Below are 15992 nucleotides of genomic sequence, written 5' to 3'. Positions count from 1 at the left end.
CACACCCGTGCGGTCCATCCCCGGGAGCGGGAGCGGACCTCGGTGCCGGTGGCGTGTCGCTACCGGCCGATCCCCGCGACCCTCAGCGCGTGCACCACGTCCCGTTCCCGCGCCCGGGACACCTCCCGGGCCGCCGCCAGCAGTTGCGGTACGAGATGGCGCGGATCGCTCTCCGCGATCCTGGCCGCGTCCTGCGGTGTCCGGACCCGGACGAAGGCGCCGAGCAGCGCCTGCGCCTGGGGGCCGCGACCGGCCCGGTCCAGGGCGACCACGGCATCGGCGATCTCGGCGGCGGGCCGCGCCACACCCTGGCGCAGCAGCCGGTCGCAGTCCGCCGGCCGCCCCGCCTCGGCCAGCGCGGCCGCCGCTGCCGCGAGCGCCGCCGGGGACAGCGAGGAGACCTCCCACAACAGGGTGGACCAGTCCGCGTCGAGCCCCGCCCGTTGGAGTTCCGCCGCGAGCACCGGCAGCCGGTCCGCGGGCTGCCCGGCCGCCTCGCAGAGCACCCCGTGCGCCTCTCCGCTGCGGCCCTGCGCCCGCAGCCGGTGCAGGGCCGCGACGGTGTCCCGGGCGGACTTCAGCGCCGCGGGATCCGGCGCGGCGGCAGCACGTCCGGCCGGGACCCCGTCCGCGCCCGGAGCACCGCCGAACCGGGCACCGCGCGGCACGGTGGCCGCCGCCGGCGGGACCGGTGGGACGGGCGCGACGGACCCGGGGCTCTCCTCATCCACGTCCAGCCCGGCGAACCGGGCACCCCTCGGCCGTCGGCGCACGGGCGGGGCGAGGGCGGCGGGTGCCGCGGGCGGTGCCCACCCGGGGGCGGGCGGGGCTGGTGCCGTGGGCGGCGCCCACCCGGGGGCGGGCGGGGCGGGGGCAGGGGCGGGACCAGCCGGTTCGGGCACGACTCGGGGGGCGGGGTCCGGCGCCGACCCCGGACGCCGGTCCCGTGCCTGCCCCGGACCGGGGTCCAGCACCCCGGTTTCGGGTTCCGGCCCATCGCGGAGCCGGCCCGTGGGCGCCGCCACCGCGGCGAGGCGTCGGCGCAGCTCCGTGCAGCGGGCCGCGGCGCGTTCGTGGTCGTCGCGGGCCCAGGCAGCCGACTCGGCGTCCGCCGCGCCCGCCTCGCCGCCCGCACGGGCCGTACGCAGCCGCTGGGCGGCGTGCGCCTGCTCCCGCAGCATCAGCTCCAGCCGTTCCACGAGTTGCCGACGCCCGCCGGGGCGGCGGTCGTGGGCCGCGGCCGAGGCGGCGTGGAGCTCGGCCGCGCGCGCCGACTCCAGTTCGGCGAACACGGCGCCGCGTGCCGTCGCGAGATCCGCGAAGAGCGACTCCATCACATCCCAGGGCGGGATCTCGACGCCTTCCAGGCAGGCCCGCATCCCCTCGGGGTCGCGTCTGCGAAAGACGCCGTACCAGCCCCGAGCAGGATCGAGCAGCTGCGTCAGGTACCGCAGATAGCGCGCGAACTCGCCTATGGACACCGTAGGTTGATGCACCGTCATTTTGTCCCCCGGCCGCCGTCGGCTGGAACCTTCCAGTCCGCAGGCATTCGACCGCAGGTGTGTTACGGGACGACTACGCGCTCTTTTCGGTCCTGGTGCGGGCGTCGTACGGGCACAGCCACGTGCGCCCCGTCGCGCGCACGTCCGGGACTCAGAAGGTGATGGCGATCCCGGTGTGCGGTCGCTTGCCGAGCCGGAAGATCATCGCCGGGTAGTCGAGCAGCCAGTACTTCCAGGTGTACTTGCGGCCGATGGCCCGGCGCACGGCGGCCGTGCCCTCTGCGTCGAGCAGCCGGCCGGTCCCCTCGGAGCTCGGGGCGCCCTGCGCGATCCGGCCGCGCACGTCGCAGACGGTGACGAGGACGCGGCTGTCGTTGCGCAGCCGCTTGACCTTCCACGAATCGGCCTTGGTCCAGACGAGCAGCTCTTCCCCCTCGACGGCCGCCCAGACCGGTGTGGCGACGGGTGTGCCGTCCTTCCGGTACGTGGTGAGGCTGACGTACTCGCTTCGGGCGAACTTCTGAAGGCTCATGGCGCAACCCTACGCACCGCACGGGTGCGGCCCGCAGGGCAGGCACGACTCTCGGAGCGCACCCCCTGCCGCCCCTCCACCGCTATCCGGCCAGCGGAACGGCATCCGGCTCCGGGGCGCAGCGCAGGAGCAGTTCGTCCATCGAGAGGCCGAGCGCGCCGGCCAGTGCCGCGACGGTGAAGAAGGCCGGGGTGGGGGCGCGGCCGGTCTCGATCTTACGCAGCGTCTCGGCCGAGATTCCGGCGTTGCGGGCGATGTCGACCATGCTGCGGCTGCCACGCGCCTCGCGGAGCAGCCGGCCGAGCCGTTCGCCGCGCAGGCGCTCTTCGGGGGTCAGGGGCGTTCGTACCATGCCGTCATTCTAATACCGCCTGAACCGGTATAGTAATTGGCATGGTGCAACTCAAGACAGACACATCCATCGAAGCCATGCGCGAGGCCGGCCGGGTCGTGGCACAGGTGCTGGCGGCCACCCGGACCGCGGCGGCGGTCGGCGTCTCGCTGCGCGAACTCGACGAGGTGGCCCGCGGCGTCCTGCGCGAGGCGGGCGCCGGATCACCGTTCCTGAACTACCGGCCGGACTTCGCCCCGGTCCCGTTCCCCGGCGTGATCTGCACGTCCGTCAACGACGCAGTCGTGCACGGAATCCCGACGGACCTGCGGCTGCGCGACGGCGACCTGGTGAGCATCGACGCGGGCGCGACACTGGGCGGTTGGGTCGGGGACTCGGCGATCAGCTTCACCGTCGGCCGCGCCCGGCCCGCGGACACCCGGCTGATCGAGACCGCGTTCGCGGCACTGGACGCGGGCATCGCGGCGGCCGTCGTCGGCAACCGGATCGGTGACATCGCGCACGCGATCGGCCGGGTCTGCCGCTCGGCCGGCTACGGCATCCTGGAGGGGTTCGGCGGCCACGGGGTGGGCCGGTCCATGCACGAGGACCCGGGCGTCCCCAACGAGGGACGACCGGGTCGCGGGATGCCGTTGCGGCACGGAATGGTGCTGGCCATCGAACCGATGCTGCTCGGCGGCGGTCTGGACGCGTTCCACACCGACCGGGACGGCTGGACGCTGCGCACGTCCGACGGCAGCCGGGCCGCCCACGCCGAGCACACGGTGGCGATCACGGACGACGGACCCCGCATCCTGACCGCGCTGTGACGGACGCTAGTTGTTCAGCAGGAACTGCTTGGCGAGGGCATCGCCGGCTGTCACGGCGGCGGCGTGATTCTCGATCGGCGACACCACGGAGTTCTTGAACAGGATGTACGTGACGCCGGATTCGGCACCGCCGGTCTCCGGATCGGGGTCGATGCCGAGGGCCTTCGCCGTGGCGTAGGAGGCCTCACCGATGATCTTGCTGGGGCCGGTGTCGCCGACGACGGCGTACTCGACCTTGCCGCCGTAGATGACGGCGACCACTCCGCCGCCCTTGATCCCGGCGCCGCTGTAGTTCCAGATACTGCTGCTGCTCGGCACGACGACGTACGGCAGTTTCTCCGCGCTCAGCGGCTTGCCGCCGGAGGTGTGGAACGCGGTGTCGTCCTGGAACCACGGGTCGGTGTCCGCGTTGCAGGCCGTGGTCACCTGTCCGTCGCAGTCGATGTCCATGTCGGCCTTCCAGAACACCGCACCGTTCTTTCCGCAGACCGGTACCGTGGCCGAAGTCTCTTCGTCCGTACGGTACTTGCCGTTGGATATCTGCGAGCAGGACGTGACCTTGGCCAGCAGGTCGGCCGCGCTGACGGAGCCTTCCCTGATGTCTGCGGAGGGGGAGGCGGAGCCGCTCGGAGCGGCCTGTGCCAGCGATCCGGTCGCGAGCAGAGCGGCGCCGGAGGCTGCGACGAGGGCAAGCGTTCGCATACGCACTGTGGGGGTGCCCTTCTATTAGGAAAGTTTCCTTACCGTGAAAACCACGGTGCCTCACAGGCATGTCCACGTCAATAGCCCGGGGCCGGCCCTCGCGGTTTCCCCGCGGATGACCGGCCCCTCACACAAGGCTATTGACGGCTCATCAGGACCGGCCGCTCGGCTTCACCACCATCGCCGAACCGCCGCCCCGCCGCTCCGTCTCGGCAGCCGCGAGCCATCGCCCGTCCGGCAGCCGCTGCACACCCGTCGCCGCCCCGATCTCCGGGTTCGGCTTGAAGACATGCCCCCGGGCTTCGAGTTGTGCCCGCACCGGGCTGTTCCACAACCCCGGTTCGAGTTCCGTCGCCGCGGCGTTGCGCTGGCTGGCACGGGGCGCCGCGATGGCGTCCACCAGCGGGAGCCCCCGGTCGAGCGTGCCGATCAGTGACTGCAGCACGGTCGTGATGATCGTGGCACCGCCCGGCGAGCCCAGGGCCAGCACGGGCTGTCCGTGCTTCAGCACGATGGTCGGCGAGATCGAGGACCTCGGCCGCTTGCCCGGACCCGGCAGGTTCGGGTCGTGAACGGCCGGGGCGGCGGGGGCGAACGAGAAGTCCGTCAACTCGTTGTTGAGCAGGAAGCCGCGCCCCGGCACCGCGATGCCACTGCCCCCCGTCTGCTCGATCGTCAGGGTGTACGCGACGACGTTGCCCCACTTGTCGGCGGTCGTCAGGTGAGTGGTGTTCTCCCCCTCGTACGTCGTCGGCGCGGCCTTCCCACCGGTGGCGCAGTCGGCCGGGTGGCGGGGGTCCCCCGGGCCGAGCGGGCTGGTCAGCACCGCGTCGTCCTTGATCAGGCACTCCCGCGAATCGGCGAACCGCTGGCTGAGCAGCCCCTGGGTCGGCACGTCCTCGAACTTCGGGTCGCCGACCCAGCGCCCGCGGTCGGCGAACGCGATCCGGCTCGCCTCGATGTAGCGATGCAGATACTGCGCCTCGCTCGACTTCGAAAGATCTGTGGACTCAAGGATGTTGAGGGCCTCGCCCACCGTCGTACCACCGGAGGAGGACGGCGCCATGCCGTACACGTCGAGCCCGCGGTAGTCGGTCTTCGTCGGCGCCTGCCGCAACGCCCGGTAGGCACGCAGGTCCTTCGTGGTGAGGTCGCCCGGCCGCACCACCCTGGATGACGTGGGGTCGACGGGCGGATTGCGTACGGTCCGCACGACGTCCTCGGCCAGCTTGCCCCGGTAGATCTCGTCGAGGCCCTTGCGGCCGACCTCGTCATAGGTGCGCGCCAGGTCGGGATTCTTGAACACCGACCCGACCACGGGAAGTTGACCACCGGGCAGGAAGAGCTTCCTGGTCGCCGGGAAGTCGGCGAACCTGGCCTGGTTGCCCTCCGTCTGCGACCGGAACGTGCTGTCGACGACGAAGCCGTCCCGGGCGAGGCGCTCGGCCGGCTTCAGCACCTGCCGGAGCGACTTGCTGCCCCAGGTGTCGAGTGCGGTCTTCCAGGTGGCGGGGGTGCCGGGCGTGCCGACGCCGAGTCCGCTGGTGACCGCGTCATCGAAGGCGAGCGGCTTCCCGTTCTCCACGAAGAGCGAGGAGTCCGCGCTGCGCGGTGCGGTCTCACGGCCGTCGATGGTCTGCACGGTACGGGTTCTGGCGTCGTAGTGGACGAAGTAGCCACCACCGCCCAGCCCCGACGAGTACGGCTCGGTCACCCCGAGCGCCGCCGCGGTCGCCACGGCCGCGTCCACCGCGTTACCGCCCTTGCGGAGCACCTCGATGCCGGCGGCGGTCGCGTCGGCGTCGACGCTGGAGACCGCTCCCCCGTATCCCACCGCGACGGGGGACTTGGCCGGCGGCGCGACCGGTGGCGCGGACGAGGACGGGGCAGCCGCCCCGACCGACACCACAGCGGCGAGAACACCTAAGAACGACACGTTCCGCACGACGGAGCGTCGCATGCATACCTCCAGTGAAGGATCGTCCGCGCAGGGTAGCCCCGCCCCGGCCACCCCGTCAGGTCCACCTCGGACTTGAGGCCGAATGCCCGCTACCATGCCCGCCCATGACTGACGACGTACGCAACATCGTGCTGGGCGTGATAGCCGCCGGCATCAGCGCCACCCTCGGCTGGCTCGCGCGCACCTACCTCTGGCGCCGCAAGCTCCGCCGCAAGCAGGCGTTCTTCGGACTGCCGGGGAACTCGGAGTGCCTGCTCGTCGTCAACCGCGACGCGGGCGGCGACGGCGCCGTCCACCGGCACGACGTCTTCGCCCTGCTCGAACTCTCCGCGCTGATCAAGGACTGTTCGGCGCATGCCCAGATCCTGTCCCACGACATCGCCCAGCAGGGGTTCGGCGAGCGGACCGAGTTCTGCGTCGGCGGACCGGTCTCCAACCGCCGGATGGCCGCGCATCTGCATTCGCTGCTGCCCGGCGTGAAAGTGAACACCGACGCCGAGCCCGGCCCGGACCGGGGCGCCTTCCAGATCGGCTCGGAGCGCTACCGGGCGGAGAAGGGTGTCGCCGAGTACGTGCTGCTGGCCCGACTGACGGCAGGTCAGGAGGCCCGCCCGGTCTTCCTGTTCTGCGGACAGCAGGCGATCACCAACCAGGCGGCGTCCCGGTATCTGGCCCGCAATTTCGAGCGGCTGTCCCGCAAGCACGGCAACAACAGCTTCTGCCTGCTGCTGAAGGTGGTCAACTCACAGGCGTACGGCCCCGATGTGCTGGAACTGGTGGCGGACGTGACCCGGGCGGCGCAGGCCCCCGTACCCCCGCCGCGCACCTCGCACCGCGCCGCGGGCTGAGCCCCGCGCGGCCCACGGGCTCCTCGCGCGGACGCTGCGGTGGGCCGGATCTCAGGTCCGCCGCAGCCGGCTCCGGACGGCCGCCAGCGCGGTGCCGACCTCGGTCAGCCGCAGCGGACGCGCCAGCAGCGCCACCACCAGGAGGAGGACCGTCACGCCCGCGCCCGCCGCGCCGAAGTCCCCGAGCCCGGACCCCTCCGTGTCGACGGCGCGGGCCGCCGCGTACGCGAGCAGTCCCGCGGGCACGCAGGCGGCCACCAGCCGCGCATGTGCCCGCACTCCGGGCGAGCGCACCAGCGAGGGGCGGTCCGCACCGCTCCCCGACAGCTTTCGGTGCAGTACGTACGCGGTGACGGCGAACCCGGCGAACAGCGCCACGGAGTACGCCCCGGCCATGCCCGTGACCGCCCAGCGCGCGGGCAGCAGCAGATAGGCGGCGACCGAGAGGCCGGCGTTGAGCGCCGCGATGACCAGGTTCAGGAGGAACGGCGTACGGGTGTCACTCATCGCGTAGAACCCGCGGGAGAGCACGTACTGCCCGGAGAAGGCGATGAGCCCCGGCGCGAAGGCCGCCATCATGCCCGCCATCACGGTGATGTCCGCCTGGCCCGTGCGTCCGTAACCGAACACCGCCCCCATCACCCACGGTGCGAGCGCGAGCAGGGCGGCGGCGGCCGGGATCACCACCGCCGCGGAAGTCCGCAGCGCGTACGAGACGTCCCGCCGCACCCCGCCCAGATCGCCCTCGGCCGCCGCCCTGCTCATCCGCGGCATCAGCGCCGTGACGAGACTGACGGTCACGATGCCCTGCGGAACCACCCACAGCTGGTAGGCGTAGCTGTACGCGGTGTAGCCCGCCCCGCCCGCCACATGCTGGTCCACGGCGTGCTGGCCGGTCGCGGTGGAGAGCCGGGTCACCACCCAGTAGGCGGCCTGGTTGGTCAGCACCAGCATGACGAGCCAGCCGGCCGCGCGCAGCGGCCGGCCGAGACCGCTGCCGCGCCAGTCGAACCGCGGCCGCCAGCGGAACTTCGCGGCCCGCAGGGCGGGGACGAGCGCCAGGGTCTGCACGACGATCCCTGCCGTGGTCCCCCAGCCGAGCAACTGGGCCTGTGCGGAGGTCAGGCTGCCGTCCGAGCCCGCCGCGGTCCACAGGTAGAGCCCGAACACCGCGATGATGACGACGTTGTTGAGGACCGGGGTCCACATCATCGCCCCGAACCTGTTGCGGGCGTTGAGCACCTGCCCGAGGAGCGTGAAGAGCCCGTAGAAGAGGATCTGGGGCAGGCAGTAGCGGGCCAGGGCGATGGTGAGTTCGGCCTGGTCCCCGCCGTAGGTGGGGGCGTACAGGGAGATGATCAGCGGGGAGCCGGCGACGGCGAGCGCGGTGAGGACGAGCAGCCCGGCCGTGCAGAGGGTGAGGAGCCGGTCGGTGTACGCGGCCCCGCCGTCGGTGTGTTCCTTGGCGGCCCGGACCAGTTCGGGGACGAAGACGGCGTTCAGGGCGCCGCCGATCAGCAGCATGTAGATGATGTTGGGCACGGTGTTGGCGACCGTGTAGCCGTCGGCCCTCAGTCCGGTGCCGAGCGCGGCCACGACGACCGCCGAGCGTATGAATCCCGTCGCCCGCGAGACGACGGATCCGGCGGCCATGACGGCGCCGCTGCGCAGCACCGAGCCGGAGCCCTGCTGCTCGCGCTCCTGCTCCTGCTCCTGCTCCTGCTCGGCGACCGTGCCGGTGGTCGCGTCCGCGGCCGTCACCGGCGGGCCGGGCAGGGCCGAAACGCCCGGTACAAGGTGTTGCCGGCTGCTCCGGTCACCGATGTCTCCCACTCTCCGAGGGTCTCCACGACCTGCGCACCCGTGCCGGCCTGCGGCGCGCAGGGGCGTCGGTGCGGTGGCGTGAGGGGGCGGTCGTCGGGATCGAAGGGGGAAGAATACCGGACGTGGCGCGTACCGTTCCGCCCCGGCGTGCTTGAGCGGGCCGTGGAACCGCCAGTGCGCTCCGGGCCGTGGACTCGCCAGTGCGCTCCGGGCGGACACCGGGCCGGCCGTTGCCCGTGGGCCCGGAGATGTTCTCCGGTTTCCACGGCGTCCCGGCCGGTCACCGGCGCGCCCTGACGGCCTGTTGCCGTCGGCCCGTTGCACACCGAGCACAGCCCGGCTCACAGCTGACCTTCCCCTCGCCGGCGCGGACCGTCATCGGGTCCGCGCCGTTGCACGAGAAGTGATCACCGACTGCTGCCGGGCGGGCACCGCTCCCGGGTACCGCCTCGCGGCGGACCCCGGCTACTGCGCTCCCGGCAGGAGCGTTCCCGGTTCGGCGGGTGCGACGTCCACCGCCTCCGTCTTCGGATTGCGCCGCTCCCGCTTGGCCACCCAGGTGGCGAACCAGGAGAGCAGCATGCACATCCCGATGTAGATCGGCGAGATCACCATCACCACGGGGATGAAGGGAAGATCGTAGTCGAGGTTGGAGGCGATCAGCTTCCCCGCATGGAGGAATTCCTCGTACGTGATCAGGTATCCGAGCGAGGTGTCCTTCAGCGCCACCACCAGCTGGCTGATGATGGTGGGCAGCATCGCGCGCACGGCCTGCGGGGCCAGGACGAAGGTCATGACCTGTGTCTTGCGCATACCGAGGGCGAACGCCGCCTCGTGCTGGCCGCGTTCCACCGAGTTGATGCCGGTGCGGAACACCTCGGCGAGCACCGAGCCGTTGTACAGGGTCAGCCCGGCGACCAGCGCGGGCAGCGGCTGCACCTTCAGCGCGACGAAGATGAAGAAGATCATCACCAGTACGGGCATGGCGCGGAAGAACTCGACGAGGACCGTGGCGACCCAGCGCACCGGCCGGTGGTCGGAGAGCCGTCCGACGGCGAGGACGGCACCGAGTACCAGCGAGAGCACCGCGGCGTACGCGAACGCCTTGAGGGTGTTGCCGAGGCCGCGCAGCAGCAGTTCCTGGATGCCCTTGTACGCGAAGGGCGACCACTTGGCACTGGTGAACTGGTCGGTGTCGAAGAGCAGGTAGATGACCCAGCCGACCAGGGCGAGGATCAGGATCGTCGAGACGACTCCGTAGACGAGATGCCGTTTGCGGGTCAGCGGTCCGGGGATGTCGTAGAGCGCGGTGGTGGAGGGTGCGGAGTGGGTGGTCATCGGGCGACTCCCCAGCGCTTCTCCATCACGTTGAAGAGCGCGCTGATGGACAGAGTGATGATCAGGTACCCGACGGCGATCCAGACGAAGGTCCAGATGATGCTGTATCCCAGCTCGTTGAGGGTCTTGTAGGTGCCGAGCAGTTCGGTGACGCTGAACGCCCCGGCGATCGCCGAGTTCTTGGCCAGCGCGATGAGCGTCGAGCCGATCGGCGGGATCACCGAACGGAACGCCTGTGGAAGCACCACGTTGCCGAGCGTCTGTCCGAACGTCATCCCGAGGCTGCGTGCCGCCTCGCCCTGGCCCTTGGGCACGGTGTTGATGCCGGAGCGCAGCACCTCGCAGATGAACGCGGAGGTGTAGCAGCCGAGCGCGAGGACCGCGAAGACCTTGAACGGCAGCACCAGGCCGAAGCGCGGCAGCCCGAGCAGTACGGCGAAGAAGAGCAGGGTCAGTGGGGTGTTGCGCAGCACTGTGACCCATACCGTGCCGAGCACCCGGAACGAGCCGACGGGCGCCACCCGGCAGGAGGCCATCACGAACCCTAGGACCATGGCCAGGATCGAGGCGTAGACGGTGAGTTCGAGGGTTCCGAGGAAGCCCTTGCCGTAGAGCGAGAAGTTCTCGGTGAGTACGTCCATGGTTCTGGTCGTCCTCTCAGGTCGCCGGGTAGCGGTCGATGGGCGGCGGCGTCGGTGCGGGCGCCCCGGAGAGGCCGAGTGTGGCCTCGAAGGCCTTCTTCCAGTTGCCGTTCTTCTCGTTGGCCTCCAGCGCGTCGTTGAGCGCGAACCGCAGCGCGTTGTCGCTGCGCGGCACGCCGATGCCGTACGGCTCCCGGGAGAACGGCTTTCCGACGACCTTCATCTCCTTGGGTGCCTTCGCGGCGAAGCCCAGCAGGATCGCGTCGTCGGTGGTGACGACGTCGACCTGATAGGTCAGCAGGTTGTCGACACAGATCGAGTACGTGTCGTAGGCGACCAGATGCGCCTTCGGGTAGTCGGCAGCGATCCGCTGGTACGGGGTCGAACCCGCCGCCGAGCAGACCGTCCTGCCCGCCAGGTCCTGCGGACCGTGGATGTCGTTCTCGTCCCTGCGGACCAGCAGCCCCTGCCCGGCCATGTAGTAGGGGCCGGCGAATCCGACGAGCTTCTTGCGCATGTCGTTGATCGTGTAGGTGCCGACGTAGTAGTCGATCTGCCCGTTCTGCAACGCCGTCTCGCGGTTGGCCGAGGCGATCGTCGTGAACCGGATCGTCTTCGGGTCGAAGCCCAGCGCGGCCGACATCATCCGGGCGATCTCGATGTCGAAGCCGGAGTAGACCCCGGTGGCCGGGTCCTTCTCGCCCAGATAGGGCTGGTCCTCCTTGGCGCCCACCCGCAGGTATCCGCGCCTCTTCGCCTTCGTCCAGGTGCTGGAGTCCGGCAGGCGGAAGCCGGTGTCGACCTGGTAGACCGGCAGCGCTCCGGCCTTCGGCCCCTTCACCGGCGGGCTGCCCTCCTTGCCGCAGCCGGCGGCCAGGACGGCCAGCAGCAGGCCGGCACAGGCGGCCAGTACTTTCCTCGTACGCAACACAGGGACTCCCGTCAGTGCTTGAGGATCTTGGACAGGAAGTCCTTGGCGCGGTCGCTCGCCGGCGCGGTGAAGAAGGCCTCCGGGGAGCGGTCCTCGATGATGCGGCCGTCGGCCATGAAGACGACCCGGTTGGCAGCGGACCGGGCGAATCCCATCTCGTGCGTGACGACGACCATGGTCATGCCCTCCCGGGCGAGTTGCTGCATCACTTCCAGCACCTCGTTGATCATCTCCGGGTCGAGTGCCGAGGTGGGCTCGTCGAAGAGGAGCGCCTTGGGGTCCATGGCGAGGGCGCGGGCGATGGCCACGCGCTGCTGCTGGCCGCCGGAGAGCTGGGCCGGGAACTTGTCGGCCTGCGAGGCGAGGCCCACGCGTTCCAGCAGTTCCCGGGACCGCTGGTCGGCCTCGTCCTTCTTCCGCTTGCGCACCTTGAGCTGGGCGAGCGAGACGTTCGCCAGTACGGTCTTGTGCGCGAAGAGGTTGAACGACTGGAAGACCATGCCGACTTCGGCTCTCAGCTGCGCCAGCCCCTTGCCCTCCTCGGGAAGGGGCTTGCCGTCGAGTGTGATGTGGCCCGACTCGATCGTTTCGAGCCGGTTGATGGTCCGGCAGAGTGTTGACTTGCCGGAGCCGGAGGGGCCGATGACCACCACCACCTCCCCGCGGCCGACGGTGAGATTGATGTCCTGCAGTACGTGCAACTTTCCGTAGAACTTATTGACGTCACGCAGCTCGATCAACGGATCGACGGCCATACGCTGCCCTACCCACTTATCGCTTGGTCGAGGTCAGCGCAAACTATCCATCCCGGCAAGGGACTTCACACCCGACACGCATAAATGGGGCATAAGGCGTTTTATCTCGCCGCACCGCGAACTCGTCGCACTGCGGAACAAAGCAGGAGCCACCCGGCCCGAACGCCCGCCTCAGCCCTCCGCCGACTCCGAGTACACCTGGGACAGCTCGGGACTTCCCGACATCGCCCAGCCCAGACCGGCCTCGACCACATCGATCTCGCGCCCGGAGGCGAGCCGCACCACGGGCTGGCCGCTCGGCCAGATGTGCCAGAGCGCACCGGGGACGTTGCGCACCAGGACCGTGCCCAGATAGAGCCCCGCGTCATTGCCCAGCCAGGGCAACTCCTCCGGGTCGTCGCGCCAGCGCGGCGGCAACTGGTCCAGCTCCGCCAACGAGGCCGGGCTGTCGTCGAGTTCGAGCCCACGCTCCCCGGCCCGGACACGGAGCAGGTCACACTCGGCGAGGAGCTGGGCCACGCCTTCCGGATCAGCGTCGACGGCCGCGGCGAGCCCCGCCTCCCGCGTTCCGTCGTGACGCTTACGCCAGTGGTCCAAGAAGGGGATGTTCATCCGCTCAGGGTCGCATCCCGGCCCGGATCCGCACCACAGGACGCGCGGCCCGCCGTTCGAGTACTGAACACCTGACGCACCCCTCGCGTCCACCTGCGCACACTCGGCAACATTGATGATCTCGGTGACATCGGGGACCGGCAGGGAAATGGCGTGGTGACGTCCCGCCGCGCACTGATACGTTCGCGATCATGTGCAGCCCCGAGTCGGACAGAAGCTAGCCACCGGTCCCCGGTGGCGTCAGGACCGGCCGGACCCCGTCCGGTCCGGTCGTACACGGCTACCACCCCGGACCCATGGGGTGCGGGCTGCGCTTCGGCGTATGCGCAAGGGTGAAGATCCCCGACGATCACGGTTCCGTCGATGTGCCGTGTCACGGCCACGATCGCAGTGACCGTTCCGCCGCGTTGGCGCTCGTGAAGCGAGCGGGTGCGGCCCGCATCCCCCACCGTTTCTGTCCATCAGCCGTCCATGGGGGTTCCTTCATGCCATTTGCCGTCTACGCGCTCGGGCTCGCCGTCTTCACCCAGGGCACTTCCGAGTTCATGTTGTCCGGCCTGCTCTCGGGCATCTCCGACGACCTGCACGTCTCCATCCCCGCCGCAGCTCTGCTGACCTCGGCGTTCGCCGTCGGCATCGTGATCGGGGCGCCGCTGATGGCGCTCCTGGGGCGCAACTGGCCACGCCGGCGCTCCCTGTTGTTCTTCCTCTGCGTCTTCGCCGCCGTCCATGTCCTGGGCGCGGTCACCTCCAGTTATGGCCTGCTGCTCGCGACGCGGGTCGTCGGTGCGCTGGCCAACGCCGGTTTCTGGGCGGTTGCCCTGGTGACCGCGGTCGCCCTCGCCGGGCCCGGGGCCCGGGCCCGCGCCACCTCCGTGGTGGTCGGCGGCGTCACCGTCGCCTGTGTGGCGGGGGTGCCTGCCGGGGCGTGGCTGGGCGGGCAGTGGGGGTGGCGGGCGGCCTTCTGGGCCGTCGCCCTCGTCTCGCTGCCGGCGATCGCCGTGATCGCGGCGACGATTCCGGCGGGGCGGCCCCCGGCCACCCTGCCGGGCACCCGCGCCGAACTGCGGAGCCTGGCAGGGCGCGGGCTGCAGCTGACACTGCTGACGAGCGCGCTCGTCCAGGGCGCGACCTTCTGCGCGTTCTCGTACCTCGAACCGATCGCCACACATGTCACCGGGTTCGGCTCCGCGTGGGTGCCCGCCCTGCTCGCCCTGTTCGGGGTCGGCTCGTTCATCGGGGTCACCGTCTGCGGCCGGATCATCGACTCCCGGCCGGACGCGCTGACCGCGGCCGGTCTGGTGTCGCTCGCCGCCGGCTGGGCCCTGTTCGCGTGGACGGCGGTGAGCCCGGTGGCGGTGGTCGCGCTCGTTCTCGTCCAGGGGATGCTGGCGTTCGGCACCGGTACCGCGCTGATCTCGCAGGTGTTCCGCCTGGCGGACGGTGCGCCGACGCTGTCCGGTTCGTTCGCCACCGCGGCGTTCAATGTGGGCGGCGCGCTGGGCCCCTGGATCGGAGGGCGGGCGATCGATGCGGGGTTCGGCTTCCGCTCACCGTTGTGGGTGAGCGCCCTGCTGATGATCCTGGCACTCGGCACCGCCGGCGCCGCTCGGGCCTGCCGCCCAGCACCAGCACCGGCCCCGGGCCCGGCGCTGCGTCCGGGGCCAGGGCGGGCGCCTGAGCACGGGCCGTGATCAGAGGTCGAGGTCGACGACCACCGGGGCGTGGTCGGACGCGCCCTTGCCCTTGCGCTCCTCGCGGTCCACGTAGCTGTCCTTGACGGCGGCGGTGAACGGGGCGTTGCCGTAGGTGAGGTCGATCCGCATGCCCTTGTTCTTGGGGAAGCGCAGCTCCCGGTAGTCCCAGAAGGTGTAGGGGCGGTCGTACTTCAGGGGGCGCGGCATGACGTCGGAGAGGCCCTCCTCGCGCAGCGCCGCGAGCGCGGCCCGCTCGGCCGGGGTGACGTGGGTAGCGCCCTCGAAGAGGGCCGGGTCCCAGACGTCCTCGTCGGTCGGGGCCACGTTGAAGTCACCGAGGACCGCGAACGGCAGCGCCCGCGCGGCGTCCGCCGCCACCGCCTTCCGCAGTGCCTCCAGCCAGCGCAGCTTGTACGCGTAGTGCTCGTGCTCGACCTCGCGGCCGTTGGGCACGTACACCGACCAGACGCGGACGGGACCGCAGGTCGCACTGATCGCGCGGGGCTCCTGCACGGCGTCGTACTCGGGGCCGTCGGGCAGCCCCGTGACGACGTCGGACAGGCCGGCCCGGGAGACGATCGCCACCCCGTTCCACCGGCCGGTGGCGTTGACCGCGGACTCGTAGCCGAGCTCACGGAGCGCCTCCGCCGGGAACTGCTCGGCGGTGCACTTGGTCTCCTGGATGCACAGCACGTCCGTGCCGGTGCTCTCCAGCCAGGCGAGCAGCCTCGGCAGGCGGGCGGTGATCGAGTTGACGTTCCAGGTGGCGATGCGCATGGACGTAAACCTAGCGGCTCCCACTGACAGCCGCCGGGGCGCCGCCCCTCACAGGCCCGTTGTGTCCCCCGGTGCCAGGCGCCCGTGGTCGGTGCCGCCGAGGGCTCCGATCTGGTTGTCGTAGATCGGGCGGGCGAGATCGGTGAGCAGCGCGTCGTGGATGTCGATGGCGCGGCGCGGCCCGACCTCGCGGACGTAGTCGATGACCTCGGAGATCTTGTTCCACGGAGCCATCACCGGAAGCATCAGGGTGTCGACCGGGCGGTCGGGCACGGTGAGTGCGTCGCCGGGGTGGAAGAGCGAGTCGTCCACCAGGAAGCCGATGTTGGTGATCCGCGGGATGTCCGGGTGGATCACCGCGTGGAGTTCGCCGTGCACCTGGATGTCGAACCCGGCGGCCGTGAAGGTGTCGCCGTGGCCGACGGTGTGGACGCGTCCCGGGAACGCCGCCGCGAGTTGCCCGGCCACGCTGCGCAGGGTCCAGATCTCGGCGGCCGGGTTGGCCTCCAGACCGGCCCGCAGCCGCCCCTCGTCGAAGTGGTCGGGGTGCTCGTGCGTCACCAGGATCGCCTCGGCGCCGACCGCGGCATCCTGCTCCGAGAAGCCGCCCGGGTCGATGACGAGCGTGCGCCCGGCCTTCTCCAGACGGATGCAGGAGTGGGACTTCTTGGTCAGCGTGAGCGCGAACGGCTCGGGGTTCACAGCGTTCATG

16 protein-coding genes are annotated in these 15992 nt (G+C 70.9%); 3 read left to right on the top strand and 13 right to left on the bottom strand.

All coding sequences use genetic code 11. From position 1 onward, the window contains the following. Window positions 1-59 precede the first annotated feature (59 nt). From FHX80_RS26290 to FHX80_RS26280, 3 genes are all read right to left on the bottom strand, one after another. Window positions 60-1502 (bottom strand): hypothetical protein, encoded by a 1443-nt coding sequence (locus FHX80_RS26290; protein WP_208764729.1) that lies wholly within the window; start codon window positions 1500-1502, stop codon window positions 60-62. A gap of 151 nt (window positions 1503-1653) precedes the next feature. Next, a complete protein-coding gene (locus FHX80_RS26285) occupies window positions 1654-2034 on the bottom strand; it encodes a PPOX class F420-dependent oxidoreductase (RefSeq protein ID WP_145766450.1) in 381 nt (126 codons plus the stop codon). Window positions 2035-2116: 82 nt separating this feature from the next. Beyond that, window positions 2117-2386 carry a helix-turn-helix domain-containing protein gene (locus tag FHX80_RS26280; RefSeq protein WP_145766449.1) on the bottom strand — a complete coding sequence of 90 codons (270 nt, stop codon included), beginning with the start codon at window positions 2384-2386 and terminating at the stop codon, window positions 2117-2119. A 41-nt stretch (window positions 2387-2427) separates the two neighbouring features. Here FHX80_RS26280 and map point away from each other — a divergent pair, with 41 nt between their 5' ends. Continuing rightward, complete coding sequence (gene map, locus FHX80_RS26275; protein WP_145766448.1) at window positions 2428-3195, top strand: type I methionyl aminopeptidase; 768 nt, start codon at window positions 2428-2430, stop codon at window positions 3193-3195. 6 nt (window positions 3196-3201) lie between these two features. Here the strand turns inward: map and FHX80_RS26270 are convergent, their stop codons facing one another. Then, window positions 3202-3903, bottom strand: coding sequence for a glycoside hydrolase family 75 protein (locus tag FHX80_RS26270; protein ID WP_145766447.1), 702 nt, complete (start codon window positions 3901-3903; stop codon window positions 3202-3204). Between the two features lie 145 nt (window positions 3904-4048). Continuing rightward, window positions 4049-5857 carry a gamma-glutamyltransferase gene (gene ggt / locus FHX80_RS26265; protein ID WP_145766446.1) on the bottom strand — a complete coding sequence of 603 codons (1809 nt, stop codon included), beginning with the start codon at window positions 5855-5857 and terminating at the stop codon, window positions 4049-4051. 104 nt (window positions 5858-5961) lie between these two features. Between ggt and FHX80_RS26260 the strand changes: the two genes are divergently transcribed. After that, window positions 5962-6705: a hypothetical protein gene (locus FHX80_RS26260; protein ID WP_145766445.1), complete on the top strand. Its 744-nt coding sequence runs from the start codon at window positions 5962-5964 to the stop codon at window positions 6703-6705. Window positions 6706-6756: 51 nt separating this feature from the next. On the opposite strand, the gene murJ is transcribed toward FHX80_RS26260, so the two are convergent. The 6 genes from murJ to FHX80_RS26225 form a co-directional block, all read right to left on the bottom strand. Next, window positions 6757-8466 carry a murein biosynthesis integral membrane protein MurJ gene (murJ, locus tag FHX80_RS26255; protein ID WP_411977569.1) on the bottom strand — a complete coding sequence of 570 codons (1710 nt, stop codon included), beginning with the start codon at window positions 8464-8466 and terminating at the stop codon, window positions 6757-6759. 528 nt (window positions 8467-8994) lie between these two features. Continuing rightward, window positions 8995-9867, bottom strand: a complete 873-nt coding sequence (locus tag FHX80_RS26245) for an amino acid ABC transporter permease (RefSeq protein WP_145766443.1) — start codon at window positions 9865-9867, stop codon at window positions 8995-8997. Next, window positions 9864-10508, bottom strand: coding sequence for an amino acid ABC transporter permease (locus FHX80_RS26240; protein WP_145766442.1), 645 nt, complete (start codon window positions 10506-10508; stop codon window positions 9864-9866). Before FHX80_RS26240 ends, FHX80_RS26245 begins: the two co-directional genes overlap by 4 nt. Before the next feature lie 16 nt (window positions 10509-10524). After that, window positions 10525-11436 (bottom strand): glutamate ABC transporter substrate-binding protein, encoded by a 912-nt coding sequence (locus tag FHX80_RS26235; RefSeq protein WP_145766441.1) that lies wholly within the window; start codon window positions 11434-11436, stop codon window positions 10525-10527. A 14-nt stretch (window positions 11437-11450) separates the two neighbouring features. Beyond that, the gene (locus FHX80_RS26230) at window positions 11451-12194 is read right to left on the bottom strand and encodes an amino acid ABC transporter ATP-binding protein (RefSeq protein WP_145766440.1); all 744 of its coding nucleotides are present in this window, start codon (window positions 12192-12194) and stop codon (window positions 11451-11453) included. Window positions 12195-12365: 171 nt separating this feature from the next. Further along, window positions 12366-12806 carry a DUF6278 family protein gene (locus FHX80_RS26225; protein WP_145766439.1) on the bottom strand — a complete coding sequence of 147 codons (441 nt, stop codon included), beginning with the start codon at window positions 12804-12806 and terminating at the stop codon, window positions 12366-12368. Window positions 12807-13291: 485 nt separating this feature from the next. Here FHX80_RS26225 and FHX80_RS26220 point away from each other — a divergent pair, with 485 nt between their 5' ends. Beyond that, a complete protein-coding gene (locus FHX80_RS26220) occupies window positions 13292-14500 on the top strand; it encodes a Cmx/CmrA family chloramphenicol efflux MFS transporter (protein ID WP_145766438.1) in 1209 nt (402 codons plus the stop codon). Here the strand turns inward: FHX80_RS26220 and FHX80_RS26215 are convergent, their stop codons facing one another. Next, on the bottom strand, window positions 14501-15280 hold the full coding sequence (locus FHX80_RS26215; protein ID WP_145766437.1) for an exodeoxyribonuclease III: 780 nt from the start codon (window positions 15278-15280) through the stop codon (window positions 14501-14503). It lies immediately after the preceding gene. Window positions 15281-15328: 48 nt separating this feature from the next. After that, window positions 15329-15982, bottom strand: a complete 654-nt coding sequence (locus tag FHX80_RS26210; protein WP_208764818.1) for an MBL fold metallo-hydrolase — start codon at window positions 15980-15982, stop codon at window positions 15329-15331. Window positions 15983-15992: the final 10 nt, after the last annotated feature.

Source organism: Streptomyces brevispora (genome assembly GCF_007829885.1).
Lineage (GTDB): Bacteria > Actinomycetota > Actinomycetes > Streptomycetales > Streptomycetaceae > Streptomyces > Streptomyces brevispora.
Note: the sequence above shows the minus strand (reverse complement) of the source record. Positions and strands in the feature narration are given on the sequence as shown.